The organism is Pantoea sp. AG1095, assembly GCF_003208415.1.
GTDB classification, from domain to species: Bacteria; Pseudomonadota; Gammaproteobacteria; order Enterobacterales; family Enterobacteriaceae; genus Pantoea; species Pantoea leporis.
In genome coordinates, this window is record NZ_QKMJ01000006.1 from 96,933 (window position 1) to 114,099 (window position 17,167).

The 17,167-nt window shown below is 55.6% G+C and carries 12 protein-coding genes; 4 read left to right on the forward strand and 8 right to left on the reverse strand.

The window, feature by feature from the left end; translation table 11 throughout:
* Positions 1-4: 4 nt before the first annotated feature.
* The 3 genes from carB (at position 5) to folA (ending at position 5,377) form a co-directional block, all read left to right on the forward strand.
* Entirely contained in the window at positions 5-3,229 is a 3,225-nt protein-coding gene (carB, locus tag DEU53_RS14100; protein ID WP_101762143.1) for a carbamoyl-phosphate synthase large subunit, read from the forward strand.
* Positions 3,230-3,466: 237 nt separating this feature from the next.
* The gene (locus DEU53_RS14105) at positions 3,467-4,609 is read left to right on the forward strand and encodes a porin (RefSeq protein WP_101762142.1); all 1,143 of its coding nucleotides are present in this window, start codon (positions 3,467-3,469) and stop codon (positions 4,607-4,609) included.
* 285 nt (positions 4,610-4,894) lie between these two features.
* Positions 4,895-5,377 carry a type 3 dihydrofolate reductase gene (gene folA, locus DEU53_RS14110; RefSeq protein ID WP_101762141.1) on the forward strand — a complete coding sequence of 161 codons (483 nt, stop codon included), beginning with the start codon at positions 4,895-4,897 and terminating at the stop codon, positions 5,375-5,377.
* A gap of 53 nt (positions 5,378-5,430) precedes the next feature.
* Here folA and apaH read toward each other — a convergent pair whose 3' ends face one another.
* The 6 genes from apaH to lptD are packed head-to-tail and all read right to left on the reverse strand — an operon-like array spanning position 5,431 to position 12,250.
* A complete protein-coding gene (apaH, locus tag DEU53_RS14115) occupies positions 5,431-6,300 on the reverse strand; it encodes a bis(5'-nucleosyl)-tetraphosphatase (symmetrical) ApaH (protein WP_110867508.1) in 870 nt (289 codons plus the stop codon).
* Positions 6,301-6,349: 49 nt separating this feature from the next.
* Complete coding sequence (gene apaG, locus DEU53_RS14120; RefSeq protein ID WP_101762139.1) at positions 6,350-6,727, reverse strand: Co2+/Mg2+ efflux protein ApaG; 378 nt, start codon at positions 6,725-6,727, stop codon at positions 6,350-6,352.
* Between the two features lie 4 nt (positions 6,728-6,731).
* On the reverse strand, positions 6,732-7,556 hold the full coding sequence (gene rsmA, locus DEU53_RS14125) for a 16S rRNA (adenine(1518)-N(6)/adenine(1519)-N(6))-dimethyltransferase RsmA (RefSeq protein ID WP_008108647.1): 825 nt from the start codon (positions 7,554-7,556) through the stop codon (positions 6,732-6,734).
* Positions 7,549-8,541: a 4-hydroxythreonine-4-phosphate dehydrogenase PdxA gene (gene pdxA, locus DEU53_RS14130; RefSeq protein ID WP_110867509.1), complete on the reverse strand. Its 993-nt coding sequence runs from the start codon at positions 8,539-8,541 to the stop codon at positions 7,549-7,551. Before pdxA ends, rsmA begins: the two co-directional genes overlap by 8 nt.
* Complete coding sequence (surA, locus tag DEU53_RS14135; protein ID WP_101762137.1) at positions 8,531-9,826, reverse strand: peptidylprolyl isomerase SurA; 1,296 nt, start codon at positions 9,824-9,826, stop codon at positions 8,531-8,533. Before surA ends, pdxA begins: the two co-directional genes overlap by 11 nt.
* Before the next feature lie 54 nt (positions 9,827-9,880).
* Positions 9,881-12,250, reverse strand: coding sequence for an LPS assembly protein LptD (gene lptD / locus DEU53_RS14140; protein WP_225614463.1), 2,370 nt, complete (start codon positions 12,248-12,250; stop codon positions 9,881-9,883).
* Between the two features lie 182 nt (positions 12,251-12,432).
* On the opposite strand from lptD, the gene djlA reads away from it, so the two are divergent.
* Positions 12,433-13,245, forward strand: coding sequence for a co-chaperone DjlA (gene djlA, locus DEU53_RS14145; RefSeq protein WP_110867511.1), 813 nt, complete (start codon positions 12,433-12,435; stop codon positions 13,243-13,245).
* Positions 13,246-13,465: 220 nt separating this feature from the next.
* On the opposite strand, the gene rluA is transcribed toward djlA, so the two are convergent.
* Both rluA and rapA read right to left on the reverse strand, forming a co-directional pair.
* Entirely contained in the window at positions 13,466-14,125 is a 660-nt protein-coding gene (rluA, locus tag DEU53_RS14155; RefSeq protein WP_101762135.1) for a bifunctional tRNA pseudouridine(32) synthase/23S rRNA pseudouridine(746) synthase RluA, read from the reverse strand.
* A gap of 19 nt (positions 14,126-14,144) precedes the next feature.
* A complete protein-coding gene (gene rapA, locus DEU53_RS14160) occupies positions 14,145-17,051 on the reverse strand; it encodes an RNA polymerase-associated protein RapA (RefSeq protein ID WP_110867512.1) in 2,907 nt (968 codons plus the stop codon).
* Positions 17,052-17,167: the final 116 nt, after the last annotated feature.

Consider the following 17,167-nt stretch of genomic DNA (forward strand, 5'->3'; position numbering starts at 1 on the left):
CACGATGCCAAAACGTACAGACATAAAATCCATCCTGATTCTTGGTGCTGGCCCGATCGTTATCGGCCAGGCATGTGAATTTGACTACTCCGGTGCGCAGGCGTGTAAAGCGCTGCGTGAAGAGGGCTACCGCGTCATTCTGGTGAACTCGAACCCGGCAACTATTATGACCGACCCGGAAATGGCCGATGCGACTTACATCGAGCCGATTCACTGGGAAGTGGTACGCAAGATTATCGAAAAAGAGCGTCCGGATGCGGTGCTGCCAACCATGGGCGGCCAGACAGCGCTGAACTGTGCGCTGGAGCTGGAGCGTCAGGGCGTGCTGGCTGAGTTCGGCGTCACCATGATTGGTGCGACTGCCGATGCCATTGATAAAGCCGAAGATCGTCGTCGCTTCGACGTGGCGATGAAGAGCATTGGTCTGGGCACCGCACGTTCCGGTATCGCGCATACCATGGAAGAAGCGCTGGCGGTGGCCGAAGACGTTGGCTTCCCGTGCATCATCCGCCCTTCCTTTACGATGGGCGGCACCGGCGGCGGTATCGCCTATAACCGCGAAGAGTTCGAAGAGATTTGCGAACGCGGTCTGGACTTGTCGCCAACCAATGAGCTGCTGATTGATGAGTCGCTGATTGGCTGGAAAGAGTACGAGATGGAAGTGGTACGTGATAAAAACGACAACTGCATCATCGTCTGCTCGATCGAAAACTTCGATGCAATGGGCATCCACACCGGTGACTCTATCACCGTGGCGCCCGCGCAAACTCTGACCGACAAAGAGTATCAAATCATGCGTAACGCCTCGCTGGCGGTACTGCGTGAAATCGGTGTCGAAACCGGTGGTTCGAACGTCCAGTTCTCGGTGAATCCGAAAGATGGCCGTATGATCGTCATCGAAATGAACCCGCGCGTATCGCGTTCGTCAGCGCTGGCTTCAAAAGCGACCGGCTTCCCGATTGCCAAAGTGGCGGCGAAACTGGCGGTGGGCTTTACCCTTGATGAGCTGATGAACGACATCACCGGCGGCTTAACGCCTGCGTCGTTCGAACCCTCAATCGACTACGTCGTTACCAAGATTCCTCGCTTCAACTTCGAGAAGTTCGCCGGTGCCAACGATCGTCTGACCACGCAGATGAAATCGGTCGGTGAAGTGATGGCGATTGGCCGCACGTTCCAGGAATCGATGCAGAAAGCGCTGCGCGGTCTGGAAGTCGGTGCCAACGGTTTCGACCCGAAAGTTAGCCTCGACGATCCAGAAGCGTTAACGCGCATTCGCCGCGAACTGAAAGATGCCGGTTCTGACCGTATCTGGTACATCGCCGATGCGTTCCGCGCCGGCATGTCAGTTGATGGTGTGTTCAACCTCACCAACATTGATCGCTGGTTCCTGGTGCAGATTGAAGAGCTGGTGCGTCTGGAAGAGCAGGTTGAACGCGAAGGTGTGAACTCGCTGAACGCGGAGTTCCTGCGCGCGCTGAAGCGTAAAGGCTTTGCTGATGTCCGTCTGGCCGCGCTGGCGGGCGTATCTGAAGGCGAAATCCGTAAGCTGCGTCAGCAATTTAACCTGCATCCGGTTTATAAACGCGTTGATACCTGCGCGGCTGAATTCGCCACCGACACCGCCTATATGTACTCAACCTACGAGGAAGAGTGCGAAGCCAATCCAAACCAGGATCGTGAAAAAATCATGATTCTGGGCGGCGGTCCAAACCGTATCGGCCAGGGCATCGAGTTTGATTACTGCTGCGTGCATGCGGCGCTGGCGCTGCGTGAAGACGGTTACGAGACCATCATGGTCAACTGTAACCCGGAAACCGTCTCAACCGACTACGACACCTCGGATCGCCTCTACTTCGAACCTGTCACGCTGGAAGATGTGCTGGAAATCGTACGTATCGAGAAGCCGAAAGGCGTCATCGTACAGTACGGCGGCCAGACGCCGCTGAAACTGGCGCGTGCGCTGGAAGCGGCGGGCGTTCCGGTGATTGGTACCAGCCCGGATTCGATTGACCGTGCAGAAGACCGCGAGCGTTTCCAGCAGGCGGTTGATCGCCTGAGCCTGAAGCAGCCGGCTAACGCCACCGTTGCCACGCTGGAACAGGCCGTTGAGAAAGCGGCTGGGATCGGTTATCCGCTGGTGGTGCGTCCTTCTTATGTGCTGGGCGGCCGCGCGATGGAGATCGTTTACGACGAAATCGACCTGAAGCGTTACTTCCAGACCGCTGTATCGGTGTCTAACGATGCGCCAGTGCTGCTGGATCGCTTCCTCGATGATGCGGTTGAAGTGGATGTTGATGCGATTTGCGACGGCGAGCGCGTACTGATTGGCGGCATCATGGAGCACATCGAGCAGGCGGGCGTGCACTCCGGTGACTCCGCGTGTTCACTGCCGGCCTACACGCTGAGCACTGAAATCCAGAACGTGATGCGTCAGCAGGTGGAAAAACTGGCCTTCGAGCTGAACGTACGTGGCCTGATGAACGTGCAGTTCGCGGTGAAGGACAATGAAGTTTACCTGATTGAGGTGAATCCACGTGCCGCGCGTACCGTGCCGTTCGTGTCTAAAGCCACTGGTGTGGCGCTGGCGAAGGTTGCCGCGCGCGTGATGGCAGGTAAAACGCTGGCTGAACAGGGCGTTACCAAAGAAGTGATTCCACCGTATTACTCGGTGAAAGAAGTGGTGCTGCCGTTCAACAAGTTCCCAGGCGTTGACCCGATTCTCGGCCCAGAAATGCGCTCTACCGGTGAAGTGATGGGCGTCGGTCGCACCTTCGCTGAAGCCTTCGCCAAAGCGATGCTGGGTGCGCAGAGCAACATGAAGAAAACCGGTCGCGCGTTGCTGTCAGTGCGTGAAGGCGATAAGAAACGTATCGTCGACCTGGCGGCAAAACTGCAGAAGTTTGGTTTCGAGCTGGATGCGACACACGGTACCGCAGTGGTGCTGGGCGAAGCGGGCATCAATCCACGTCTGGTGAACAAGGTGCATGAAGGTCGTCCGCACATTCAGGATCGCCTGAAGAATGGCGAATATACCTACATCGTCAACACCACGGCGGGACGTCAGGCGATTGAAGACTCCAAGCTGATTCGTCGTAGCGCGCTACAGTACAAAGTGCATTACGACACCACGCTGAACGGCGGTTTTGCCACAGCGATGGCGCTGAACGCGGATCCAACGGAGCAGGTAATTTCGGTGCAGGAAATGCACGCGCAAATTAAAGGCTGATTCCAGCTGGCTACCCATTAACGGCTCCTGCGGGGGCCGTTTTTTTATCCTTTTACCAATGCCCGCATTTCCTTATCTGTAAAAATCCTATTGATTTGACATATGTTTTATCAGTTGATGCGGAAAGCGTTACACCTCGGAATATCCGCACAAAATTATAAATAAGATCCCAGTTAGCGCACCGTACTATTTCGCTCGCTCACCAATAGAGCGCTCACCTTAACTGGGATATAAAAAATGCAAATGCGTGCTTTCACTCTCAGCGCTATTGCTGCGTTACTCGCAGCGGCGCCACTCGCCAGCCAGGCGGAAATTACTTTACTCAAGCAGGATCCACAGGCGGGCGATGCGCTAAGCCGTCTCGACTTCAAAGTGGGCGGCAGTATTCGTCCGCAGTTCCAACATCAGAATGGCGTAAACGACAAATCGTACAAACGTAATGGCTACGACGGCGGCTCACGCTTCCGCTTCAGCGCCAATTATTACCTGTTCGACGACGTAAGCTGGGTCGGTTACTACGAGCTGGGCGTTAACTTCCCGGCCTGGTGGGGTTGGGACAATCATCATGCAGATGGTGCGAATAACACCTCGCGCCGCCAACTTTATACTGGCTTCAAAAGCGCCACCTTGGGTGAGCTCTACTTTGGTCAGCAGAACAGCGTTTACTACGATGTCGTAGGAGCGAAGACCGATATCTGGGATTACGACATGCTGGCGCAGGCGCCGGGCAACGGCATCAATGGTGATTACGATGGTTCTTACCGTTCGCGCAAAATGCTGAAGTACAAAAATACCTTCGGCGATGCGGATGTGTATGCGTCGTACCTGTTTGAAGATAATGAGTTCCTGCCAGGTAACGGCCTGCGCTATAAGCGTAAAGGCGGCGGCTCGCTGGGTGTGAACTATCACATCACCAAAGACCTGGCATGGGGCACTGCGTGGAACTACACCCGCGCCGATATCCGCAATCCAGGCAATGGCGACAGCAAACGCTATGACCAGAATATCTACGGTACCGCTCTGAGCTGGACGCCGGATAACTGGACGCTGTCAGCCGGAGCGGGTTGGTATGAGAACTTCTCCCCAACCAAACGTAATACCGTTAACAATTACTTCGCGGATGACGCGTGGGGCATCGAATACTTTGCCGGCTACAAATTCCCAATTGGCCAGTATGCGGTGAAATCTATTCAGCCTTACTTCATGGGCGACCGTCTGGAGTTCGTCAACGGACGTGACTACAAGCGTATTGATAACGGCGTTGGTGTGAGTGCGCAGCTGGATTACGGCTTCCGTGTCGACTACGAATATGTCATCACCTCCAGCACCGACAAGTCACTGGGCAACGTGAATCTGGTGCGTCTACGCTACGATTTCTAAAGCGTTTCAACGGCTCCTGCGGGAGCCGTTTTCTTTTTTTGCACAGAGTGCGCTTTTCTTTACACTGCGATACCAATAACGCGACGTTTCGCGCCGAGTTGTGCCGCCTCGTCAGCAATTTCTGGCTCCTCACCCCGCAATTGCCGGGAAAGTCGGTGTAAAACTCTGTCCAATAACAAAAGTGCGGTGGCATCGGAGCTTTACGCAAATAGCGGGGGCGGCCTATCGACGAAAGTTTCGCCTTTACGTATGATGGCGCCAATTTTTTCCAGTAGGTCTTTTAACATGATTAGTCTGATCGCGGCACTGGCAGCGGATCGCATTATTGGTATGGAAAACGCCATGCCATGGAACCTGCCAGCAGATTTGGCATGGTTCAAACGTAATACCTTGAATAAGCCGGTGATTATGGGTCGTCTGACCTTTGAATCGATAGGCCGCCCGCTTCCTGGACGCTTGAACATTGTGGTCAGCAGCCAGCCGGGCAACCATGAAGGCGTCACCTGGGTGACATCGCTGGAAGAGGCGGTAAAAGCGGCGGGTGATGTCGAAGAGATGATGGTGATTGGTGGTGGACGCGTTTACGAGCAGATGCTGGCTCGCGCGGATCGCCTCTACCTGACCCATATCGATGCGGAAGTGGAAGGGGATACGCAGTTCCCGGATTACGAACCGGACGAGTGGCAGTCAACCTTCAGCGAATTCCATGACGCCGATGAGCAGAACTCGCACAGCTACTGCTTCGAGATCCTGGATCGCCGCAAGTAACGTTGCCAGTGATGGCGACCCATAAAAAACCCCGCTTATGCGGGGTTTTTTATTTACGGCGTATCACTTAACGGTGGATGCGCACTCACCGCGCTTTCGGCCATTGCCTGTTCGCGATTGGATGCCTGTACGTAATACTGTTTGGTTTCCCAATGCAGCAGCGTCAATGTTCCACCCCAGCAGCAGCCGGTATCCAGACCAATCACATGTTCCGGTGTGCCTTTACCTTCCAGCGATGCCCAGTGACCAAAGATCTGCGTATAGTCGCTGTCGATTTTGCCCGGCACCTTAAACCACGGCTTGAGCGGCGGCGGCGCTGATTCAGGCGACTCTTTGCAGATCATATCCAGCTGGCCGTTCGGGAAGCAGAAGCGCATGCGCGTCAGCGCATTAGTGCTAAAGCGCAGTCGCGCCAGACCGCTGAGTTCCGGCGTCCAGTTGTTTGGCATGTCGCCATACATCGCATCCAGAAACAGCGGATAGCTGTCGCTGGAGAGCACCGCTTCCACTTCACGCGCGCACAGCTGCGCCGTCTCTAAATCCCATTGCGGCGTAATGCCCGCATGCGCCATCAACAGCTTCTTCTCTTCATCTACCTGCAACAGTGGCTGACGACGTAACCAGTTGATCAACTCATCGGCATCATCGGCTTCCAGCAGCGGCGTCAGGCGATCTTTCGGCTTGTTACGGCTGATACCGGCATACACCGCCAGCAAATGCAGGTCGTGATTACCCAGCACCAGGCGCACGCAATTTCCCAGCGATTTTACATAGCGCAGCACATCGAGCGAACCGGGGCCGCGCGCCACCAAATCGCCGGTAAGCCATAAGGTGTCCTGCTGCGGATCGAAGTCAACCTGCGCCAACAGCGCACGAAGCTCGTCATAACAGCCATGAACATCGCCAATCAGGTATGTACTCATTGTCAGTCCGATTAAAACGCGCCGCCCGGACGGGCCGGGCGGAGGAGGATTAGTGAATGTGGGTTTGCACCGCGAGTCGGAACACCGGAATCTCGACGTGGAACTCTTCGCCCGCATCGTCGATCATCACATAGTGGCCTTGCATGGTGCCCATCGGCGTCTCCAGAATCGCGCCGCTGGTGTACTGATACTCGCCGCCGGCCGCAATGTGCGGCTGTTCGCCGACCACGCCTTCACCTTGCACTTCAGTCTCGCGACCGTTGCCGTTGGTGATCAGCCAATAGCGGCTACGCAGCTGGACGTTGCTGCGCCCCAAATTGCGAATGGTGATGGTGTAGGCAAACACGTAGCGATCCTCGTCGGGCAAGGATTGCGACTCCACATACTGACTATGCACATGGATACAGACGCGGGCCAAATCACTCATGCACTCAACTCTCCGGAGTTTCTGCCTGATGCTTGCTCAACCAGTTTGCCAGTTGGCAATATTGCGCCACAGAGACGTTCTCTGCACGCAGCGAGGCATCGATTTCTAATTGATCCAGCGCACCAGCCGCAAACATATGAGCCAGGCTGTTGCGCAGCGTTTTACGGCGTTTACCAAAGGCTTCCGTGGTGATACGGCTCAGCAGTCGAATATCGCTGACCGGATACTGTGGCTGCATATACGGCACTAAACGCACCACGGCCGATTCCACTTTCGGTGCCGGCGTGAAGGATTCTGGTGGCACTTCGAGCACAGGAATAACCTGGCAATAGTACTGCGCCATCACGCTCAAACGACCGTAAGCTTTGCTGCCCGGACCGGCGACTAAACGATTCACCACTTCTTTCTGCAGCATGAAGTGCATATCTTTAATCGAACCAGTATAGCTGAAAAGGTGGAACATCAGCGGCGTCGAGATGTTGTACGGCAGGTTGCCGAACACGCGCAGCGGCTGACCTTTCTCTTGCGCCAGCGCAGAGAAATCAAAGGTCATGGCATCCTGCTGGAAAATGGTCAGCTTAGGACCGAGGAACGGGTGCGTTTGCAGACGCGCGGCAAGGTCGCGGTCCAGCTCGACCACGGTCAGCTCATCCAGACGTTCGCCTACCGGCTCGGTTAATGCACCCAGGCCGGGGCCGATTTCCACGATAGCTTCACCTTTTTGCGGGTGAATGGCGGAGACAATGCTATCGATAATGTACTGATCGTTCAGGAAGTTCTGCCCGAAACGTTTACGGGCGTAATGCCCCTGATGGACGCGATTATTCATTACTGCTCTTGATCATAGTGATGGCGAGATTAAGCGCCGTGATAAAGCTGCCCGGTTCTGCCTGACCGAGACCGGCTAATTCAAGCGCGGTGCCGTGATCGACAGAAGTCCGGATAAAGGGCAGGCCAAGTGTGATATTCACCGCGCGGCCAAACCCCTGAAATTTTAGCACCGGCAAGCCCTGGTCGTGATACATCGCCAGAACCGCATCGGCATGTTGCAGATATTTTGGCTGGAACAGCGTATCGGCTGGCAGAGGTCCGGTAAGTTGGATGCCTTGCTGGCGCAGTTCGTTGAGGGCCGGAATGATGGTATCAATCTCTTCGCGGCCCATATGGCCGCTCTCGCCGGCATGCGGATTAAGGCCGCAGACGAAAATATGAGGATGCGGTAAACCAAACTTCTGCTGCAGATCCCGATGCAGAATGGTGATCACTTCATGCAGCGTGTCGCGGGTAATTGCGGCAGAAACATCTTTCAGCGGCAGATGTGTGGTAGCCAATGCCACACGCAACTCTTCTGTTGCCAGCATCATCACCACTACATCGCCACCGGCGCGATCGGCAAAAAATTCGGTATGACCGGTAAACGGAATGCCCGCATCGTTGATCACGCCTTTGTGTACCGGACCGGTAATCAGCGCGGCAAATTCGCCGTTCAGACAACCGTCACAGGCGCGCATCAGGGTTTCCAGCACGTAGTGACTGTTTGCGACGCAGAGTTCTCCGGCGGTCACTGGCTGAGCGGTATCGACCTGCAGCAGCGTAAGCGTGCCGGCCTGCTGCGGTTGTGCCGCAACGCCAGGTTGATAGTCACGCAGCGTCAGCGGCAAACCCAATAAAGCAGCGCGACGGCGCAAAAGCTCGCCGTCGCAGCAGACCACCAATTCAACCGGCCAGTTTTGCTGCGCCAGTTGCAGGGTGAGGTCGGGACCAATCCCGGCGGGTTCGCCGGGCGTGATCACCACACGATAATTACTGACCATTGTTATCCAGAATTTTCACGTAAGCACTGGCGCGCTGTTCCTGCATCCAGGTTTGCGCTTCTTCCGCGAATTTACGGTTGAACAGCATGCGATAGGCGCGCTCTTTCTGCGCGGCATCGGTCTTATCAACCTGACGCGTATCCAGCAACTGAATCAAGTGCCAGCCAAATGAGGAGTGAACCGGCTGGCTGACCTGGCCTTTCTGCAACTTCAGCAATGCATCGCGGAATGCCGGATCGTAAATCTCTGGAGATGCCCAGCCGAGATCGCCGCCCTGGTTAGCCGAACCCGGATCGTCGGAGAACTGTTTGGCCGCTGCGGCGAAGGTGGTTTTACCGCTTTTAATATCCGCTGCAATCTGTTCGATTTTGGCCTGCGCCTGAGCGTCGGTCAGGATCGGTGAAGGCTTCAGCAGAATGTGACGCGCATGCACCTCAGTCACAGAGATGCTTTTGCTTTCGCCACGCAGGTCGTTCACCTTCAGGATGTGGAAACCAACACCTGAACGGATTGGACCGACGATATCGCCTTTCTTCGCGGTGCTCAGCGCCTGCGAGAACAGCGTTGGCAGCTCTTCAATTTTGCCCCAACCCATGTTGCCGCCTTTCAGCGCCTGCGGATCGGCTGAGTAAGTCACGGCCAGCTTGCCAAAGTCGGCACCGCCTTTCAGCTGAGCAACCAGTTGGCGCGCCAGCGTTTCCTGATCGTCAACCTGCTGCTGCGTCGGGTTTTCTGACAGCGGCAGCAGAATCTGGCTGATATTCAGCTCAGTACCTTGCGTATTCTGCGCACCCACCTGCGTAGCCAGCGTATCCACTTCCTGCGGCAGGATAGTGACGCGGCGACGCACTTCGTTGTTACGCACTTCTGAAATCAGCATCTCTTTGCGGATTTGCGCACGGTAATCGTTGTAGTTCATACCGTCGTAGGCCAGACGGCTACGCAGCTGATCGAGGCTCATGCGGTTTTGGGCGGCAATGTTCTGAATTGCCTGATCCAGCTGCTGATCGGTAATCTGCACGCCCGCTCTTTCACCCATTTGCAGAATGATGGCATCCATGACCTGGCGTTCAAGGATCTGATGACGTAAGGTTTTGTCATCAGGGAGTTGCTGGTTTGCCTGCTGCGCCTGTGATTTCACGGTGCGCATCATGTTATCAACGTCACTTTCCAGTACCACGCCGTTGTTCACGACTGCGGCAACTTTATCAACCACTTGTGGGGCTGCGAACGCAGTGTTAGCGGTAATCGCTACACCAAGAATCAGCATTCTCCAGTTCTTCATACTTTATCCATTGTTGTTTCCGCACTGCGGGAGAGCCTGTCAAACATCACAACATCAGAAAGCGCGCTGGTAAGGGATGATGCCCTGACGCAGCATTTCGTTGGTGCCTAAGCCATAGTTAGAACTCAGACCACGCAGCTCAATGTTGAATGAGATTTGGTTGTCATACTTACTGTCGTTGTTTTCCCAACCGTTGATCTTGCGTTCGTAACCCAGACGAATGGCATAGCAGCACGAGCTGTACTGCAGGCCGACCAGCTGTTCAGCCGGACGACTGTTGCGGGTATCGTAGTAATAACCGCCCACCAGTGACCAGGCATCCGCAATCGGCCAGCTGGCAGTGCCGCCCACCTGTGAAATCCCGTTTTTATAGATCGGGTTAGTCACCAGGCTTGAGTTATTCAGCGCCTGCGCCACATATTCCGGGCTGCTGTAGCGATAGCTCAGCTGCACCATACGATCGGCATCCTGACGATACTCAACTACCGCATTGCCCTGCGCGACGTTATCGAGGCGGGTGTCATATTGCAGACCGCCACGCGCGCCCCAGCGATCGCTGATTTTCCAGTACGTGTCGCCGGCCCAAACCAGGCTTCCGGTGTCATCTTCCTGGTTCGTCTGGTTTACGCCGGTACGAGACGGGGTAAACGAGTAGATTTGACCCACAGAAACGTTAAAACGTTCAACCAGATCGTTATCATAAATACGCGTGGTTACGCCGGTCGCCACTTCATTTGCTGAAGCGATGCGATCCAGGCCGCTATAGGTACGATCGCGGAACAGGCCGGTGTAGTCGGTTTGCAGCAACGTCGAGTCGTACGGATAGATATTGCTCTGGTTACGATAGGGGACGTAAAGGTACTGAACACGCGGTTCCAGCGTTTGCGTATAGCCTGGTTCCCAGTCCATATCGCGATCAAACACCAGGCGACCATCCACTTTGAACTGGGGCAGCGTGCGGTTGACCGAGTTTTCCAGCTGATTATCACGAGCGGTATTAACCGAGGTGTTGTAATACTCAACGTCATCCTGCTGATAATGGGTTGCCAGGAATTTCGCTTCGGTATCGAGACTCGCCCAGCCGTTAGACAGCGGCAAATTCAACGTTGGCTCAACATGCAGACGCGTGGTTTCAGGCATCTGGCTATTCACGTTGGTAAATTTCACCGCCTGCGCAAAGATTCGACCATCAAACGGTCCCATATCGTTCTGATAGAAGTTCAGATCGAGCTGCGGCATCGCACGATAGACGTTGCTGTTGCTGGTGTTACCAAACACCTGGAAGTCTTTGGTCGACAGCGTCGCGTCCCAGTTGGTATCCGCGTAGCCAAGGCTGAATTTCTGCGTGGCGTAACCATCGGTGGAGCTGTAGTACTTCGACTCAAGATCGTTGAAGTAATAGGGATCGCTTACTTTGGTGTAGTCAGCGTTGAAGCGCCAGTGCTGGTCGTATACACCCGAATGGCGCCAGTAGAACAGCCAGCGATCGGAACTATCGTCCTGCGCGATACCACGCACTGCTTTGTCATTGTCGTACTGCTTATCTGACTGCAGATAATCCAGCTCCATCAAGCCTGCGCCAAACACCGTCAAATAGCGGAATTCGTTCTGCAGCTGCAGACCGCGTTTTTCCATATAGTGCGGCGTGATGGTGGCATCGGCCTGCGGCGCGATGTTCCAGTAATACGGCAGCATGAATTCGAAGCCGTTATTACTGCCGTATTTCGCATTCGGGATCAGGAAACCGGAGCGGCGGCGATCGCCAATCGGTAGCTGTAAATAAGGGCTGTAAAAGACCGGCACATTGCCGAGCTTAAAGCGGGCGTTCCAGATTTCCGCGACTTCTTCTTCGCGGTCCTGAATCACTTCGGAACCGACCACGCTCCAGCTGTTGGAACCCGGCAAACAAGAGGTAAAGCTGCCGTTTTCCAGAATGGTGTAGCGATTGTTACCGCGCAGTTTCATCTGATCGGCATCGCCGCGGCCCTGACGGCCAACCATCTGATAATCACCGTTCCACACGTTGGTGTCTTTGGTGTTCAGATTTGACCAGGCTTTCGGACCTTTGAGGATGACCTGATTATCGTCATAGTGCACATTACCCAGCGCATCCACGGTACGAACCGGCGTGGTTTGGCCTTCCTGCTGACGTTGATGCAGCTGCACTTCGTCTGAACGCAGGCGGCTATTGCCTTGCTGCACGTCGACGTTACCGGTGAACACCGCATCATCCGGATAGTTGCCTTTGGCGGAATCAGAATGGATGGTGACCGGCAGCGAGTTGGTGTCGCCATTGACCAGCGGGCGGTTGTAACTCGGCACGCCCAGCATGCACTGCGACATCAGATCGTCGGCGAGTGATGACTGGCTATAAAGCGCTGCACCAATCATGGTAGCCAGCAAGGTAGGTATACGTTTTTTCATACGCGGTTTCGATAATTCCATGAAAACTGGCATCATGCCGACAATCCGGTCAGAGACTAACTTACTGCCCGGCGTTGCGCCAGTGTTAATCCTTGTCTGTCCGCGTTGCCGTTAGGCGCTGAGATAAATGACAGGTATGATAATGCAATTTTCAGCCGCAAGCATGGCGAATTGAGGAGTTTATGCGCTACTGGGGAAAAGTAATTGGTCTGGCGCTCGGGATAATTTCCGGGGCAGGCTTTTGGGGCATTGTACTGGGTCTGATCATTGGTCACATGTTTGACAAAGTGCGCAGCGTAAAAGGACAGGGCTATTTCGCCAATAACCAGGCGCGTCAGACGCTGTTTTTCAGTACCACATTTCAGGTGATGGGCCATTTGACCAAATCAAAAGGGCGCGTCACCGAAGCGGATATCCAGATTGCTTCATTATTTATGGATCGCATGCAGCTGCATGGCGATGCGCGCACTGCCGCGCAGCGTGCGTTCCGTGAAGGTAAACAGAGCGACTATCCGTTGCGCAGTAAACTGCGCGAGCTACGCAGCGCCTGCTTTGGCCGGTTTGATCTGATTCGGATGTTTCTGGAAATCCAAATCCAGGCCGCCTTCGCCGATGGTTCACTGCATCCCAACGAACGTCAGGTGCTGTATGTGATTGCCGAAGAGCTGGGTATTTCACGCGCACAGTTCGATCAGTTCCTGCGCATGATGGAAGGCGGTCAGCAATTTGGTGGCGGCGGTTCTTCCCGCGGCGGCGCCTATCAGCAGGCGCAACGCGGTCCTACGCTGGAAGATGCCTGCAGCGTGCTGGGCGTGAAAAGCAGCGATGATGGCACCACCATCAAGCGCGCGTACCGTAAGCTGATGAGCGAACATCATCCTGACAAGCTGGTGGCGAAAGGTTTACCGCCGGAAATGATGGAGATGGCGAAGCAGAAAGCGCAGGAGATTCAGGCGGCTTACGATCTGATTCGTAAGGAGAAGGGGTTTAAATAATTTTATTGCTGTCCCCCATCCCGGCCTTCCCCCGCAAACGGGGGAAGGAGATACTGCCACATGCAGCTTCATCACTGACATGTGGCAGCATCTTCCTCCCCTATTCATGGGGGAGGACCGAGGTGGGGGGCAGCAAGCACGGAACGAGGAGGGGGACTGCAAGCACGGACTGAGGAGGGGGACTGCAAGCACGGACCGAGGAGGGGCAGCATCTCCAACACTAAAATCCCGCCGGCTGCCTGAACGTCATGCTATTGCCAAACGCCGGATGGGTGATCGTCAGCGACTCCGCATGCAACTGCAAACGCGACGCCATCGCCAGCGCCTCATCATGTGCATAAAAGCGGTCGCCAAGAATCGGATGCCCCAGCGCCAGCAGATGCACACGCAGCTGGTGTGAGCGTCCGGTAATTGGCTTAAGCTTGACGCGCGCACTGTTCGTGGCTTCATACTCCAGCACCTGATACTCGGTCTGCGCCGCTTTGCCGTTCTCGAAACACACCATTTGCTTCGGCCGATTCGGCCAGTCGCAAATCAGCGGCAGATCGATCAAACCCTCTTCTGCCGCCGGATGGCCCCACACGCGCGCCACATAGTATTTGGAAGGCTCGCGCTCACGGAACTGTCGCTTGAGCTCACGCTCTGCCGCTTTATTCAGGGCCACGACGATCACGCCGCTGGTAGCCATATCGAGACGGTGCACCGATTCCGCCTGCGGGAAATCACGCTGGATGCGCGTCATCACGCTATCCTTGTGCTCTTCGAGACGGCCCGGCACCGACAGCAACCCGCTCGGTTTATTCACCACCATAATGTGCTCGTCCTGATACAGAATATGCAGCCAGGGTTCGAGCGGCGGGTTGTAAGCTTCCATCAGCATGATGTCGCGGTCCTGAACATTATTGGTGCGTGACAACGATCAGACGTAGCGCATCGAGACGCCAGCCTGCATCGCCCAGGCTTTCCAATACCTGTTCGCGATTGCTCTCCAGCGCTTCAACCTCGTCATCACGGATGTTGGGGTTAACCGCGCGCAGCGCTTCGAGACGTGACAGCTCAGCACCGAGTTTCTCTTCGGCTTCCACTTTCGCTGCCGCGATAATTGCCTGCGCTTCCGGAACGATCGCTTTTTCGGCCTGGGTCAGAATCTCGTGCACATCTTGCTGCACCGCATTCACCAGCTTGCTGCCGGTATGGCGATTCACCGCATTAAGCTGACGGTTAAAGCTTTCAAACTCTACTTTGCCCGCCAGATTGTTCCCGGCGCGATCCATCAGCAAACGCACCGGCGTTGGCGGCAGGAAGCGGGTGAGCTGCAGACTTTTTGGCGCTTGCGCTTCAACCACATAGATCATCTCGACCAGCAGCGTCCCGACCGGCAGCGCCTTGTTCTTCAGCAGCGACAGCGCACAGCTACCGGTATCGCCCGAAAGGATCAGGTCGAGGCCGTTGAGGATCAGCGGATGTTCCCAGGTAATAAACTGGGTATCTTCGCGCGACAGCGCCTGGTTGCGGTTAAAGGTCACGGTGCAACCCTCTTCCGGCAGGCCAGGGAAATCAGGCACCAGCATGTGATCGGACGGCGTCAGCACGATCAAGCTATCGCTGCGGTCTTCCTGATTGATGCCGACGATATCGAACAGGTTCAGCGCAAAGTTAACCAGATCGGTATCGTTGTCCTGCTCGCCGATGGCATTTGCCAGCTCCTGAGCGGCTTCACCGCCGTTGGAGTTCAGTTCCAGTAAGCGATCGCGTCCCTGTTCCAGCTGTGCTTTCAGCGCATCGTGCTGCTTGCGGCTTGCGCTGATGAACTCATCGAGTCCCTGCGGATTTTCCGGCGCAGCAAGATATTCAATCAGCTGATTGTACTCATTGTCATAAATGGCGCGGCCAGTTGGGCAGGTGTGTTCGAACGCATCCAACCCTTCGTGATACCAGCGCAGCAGCACCGCCTGCGCGGTTTTTTCCAGCCACGGCACCAGAATCTGGATGTCATGCATCTGGCCGATACGATCGAGACGACCGATACGCTGCTCCAGCAGATCCGGGTTGAACGGCAAATCGAACATCACCAAACGGCTTGCGAACTGGAAGTTACGGCCTTCAGAACCGATTTCGGAACACAGCAACACCTGCGCGCCATCCTCTTCGGAGGCGAAGAAGGCCGCTGCGCGGTCGCGTTCGATAATCGACAAGCCTTCGTGGAATACGGCGGCACGGATGCCTTCGCGCTCACGCAGCACCTGCTCCAGCTGCAGCGCGGTGGCGGCTTTGGCGCAGATCACCAGCACTTTCTCTTTGCGGTTGCTGGTGAGGTAACCCATCAGCCACTCAACGCGCGGATCGAAGTTCCACCATGTGCCGCTATCGCCTTCAAATTCCTGATAAATCTGCTCGGGATACAGCATGTCACGCGCGCGCTCTTCTGCGCTTTTGCGCGTGCCCATGATGCCGGAGACTTTAATCGCGGTTTGATACTGCGCCGGCAGCGGCAGACGAATCTGGTGCAGCTCGCGTTTCGGGAAGCCCTTTACGCCGTTACGGGTGTTACGGAACAGCACGCGGCTGGTGCCGTGGCGATCCATTAGCATCGAGACCAGCTCTTTACGCGCGTCTTCTTTGCCATCGCGATCGCTGTTCGCCACTTGCAGCAGCGGCTCGATATCCTGTTCACCGATCAGATCGTTAATCAGGTTCATCTCATCTTTGCTGATGGCGTGGTCGGCCAGCAGCGAGCTCACTGCATCGGCTACCGGACGATAATGCTGCTGCTCTTCGACAAACTGGCCGAAATCGTGGAAACGATTCGGGTCGAGCAGGCGCAGACGTGCAAAGTGGCTCTCTAAGCCCAGCTGTTCTGGCGTGGCAGTCAGCAGCAGTACGCCAGCGGTTTTCTCTGCCAGCTGCTCAATAACCTGATATTCGCGGCTCGGTGCGTCTTCGCTCCATGCCAGATGGTGCGCTTCATCAACCACCAGCAGATCCCACTCGGCATCGGCCAGCAGCTCAAGACGCTGCTTGTTACGGCGTACAAAATCGAGCGAACAGATAATCAGCTGCTCGGTTTCAAAGGCATTGTCGCTGTCGTGCTGCGCTTCGGTGTAGCGATCGTCATCAAACAGCGCAAAGCGCAGGTTAAAGCGACGCAGCATTTCCACCAGCCACTGATGTTGCAGCGTTTCCGGCACCACAATCAGCACGCGCTCGGCACGACCGGCCAGCAGCTGTTGCTGGATGATCATCCCGGCTTCAATGGTTTTACCCAAGCCCACTTCATCTGCCAGCAGCACGCGCGGCGCGTGGCGACGGCCGACATCGTGAGCGATGTGCAGCTGATGCGGAATCAAATTGGTGCGCATCCCGCGCAGGCCGCTGATCGGCAGGCGGTATTGCTCGCTGTGGTATTTGCGTGCGCGGAAACGCAGCGCAAAGCGGTCCATGCGGTCGAGCTGACCGGCGAACAGGCGATCCTGCGGCTTGCTGAACACCAGTTTGCTGTCCAGCATCACTTCGCGCATGACGACGCCCGCTTCTTCGGTGTCGAGACGTGTGCCGATGTAAGTCATTAAATCGTTTTCGTTGCGGACTTCATCGACGGTCATCTGCCAGCCTTCGTGGCTGGTGATGGTGTCACCCGGATTGAAAATCACACGAGTGACCGGAGAATCGTTTCGGGCATACAGGCGGTTTTCGCCGGTTGCCGGAAAAAGCATGGTGATCATGCGCGTATCGAGCGCGACCACCGTGCCCAATCCCAGTTCACTTTCCGTATCACTAATCCAGCGCTGACCCAGTGTAAAAACCATATATTTTTTGCTCGACTCTCTGACATGCCATAAAGAAGTTCACCTGTACTCAGGCAATACCCAACCGCCAAACGGGTGTTTGGTCAGATTGTGAGTGCGGTGAGAATCAGGAAGGG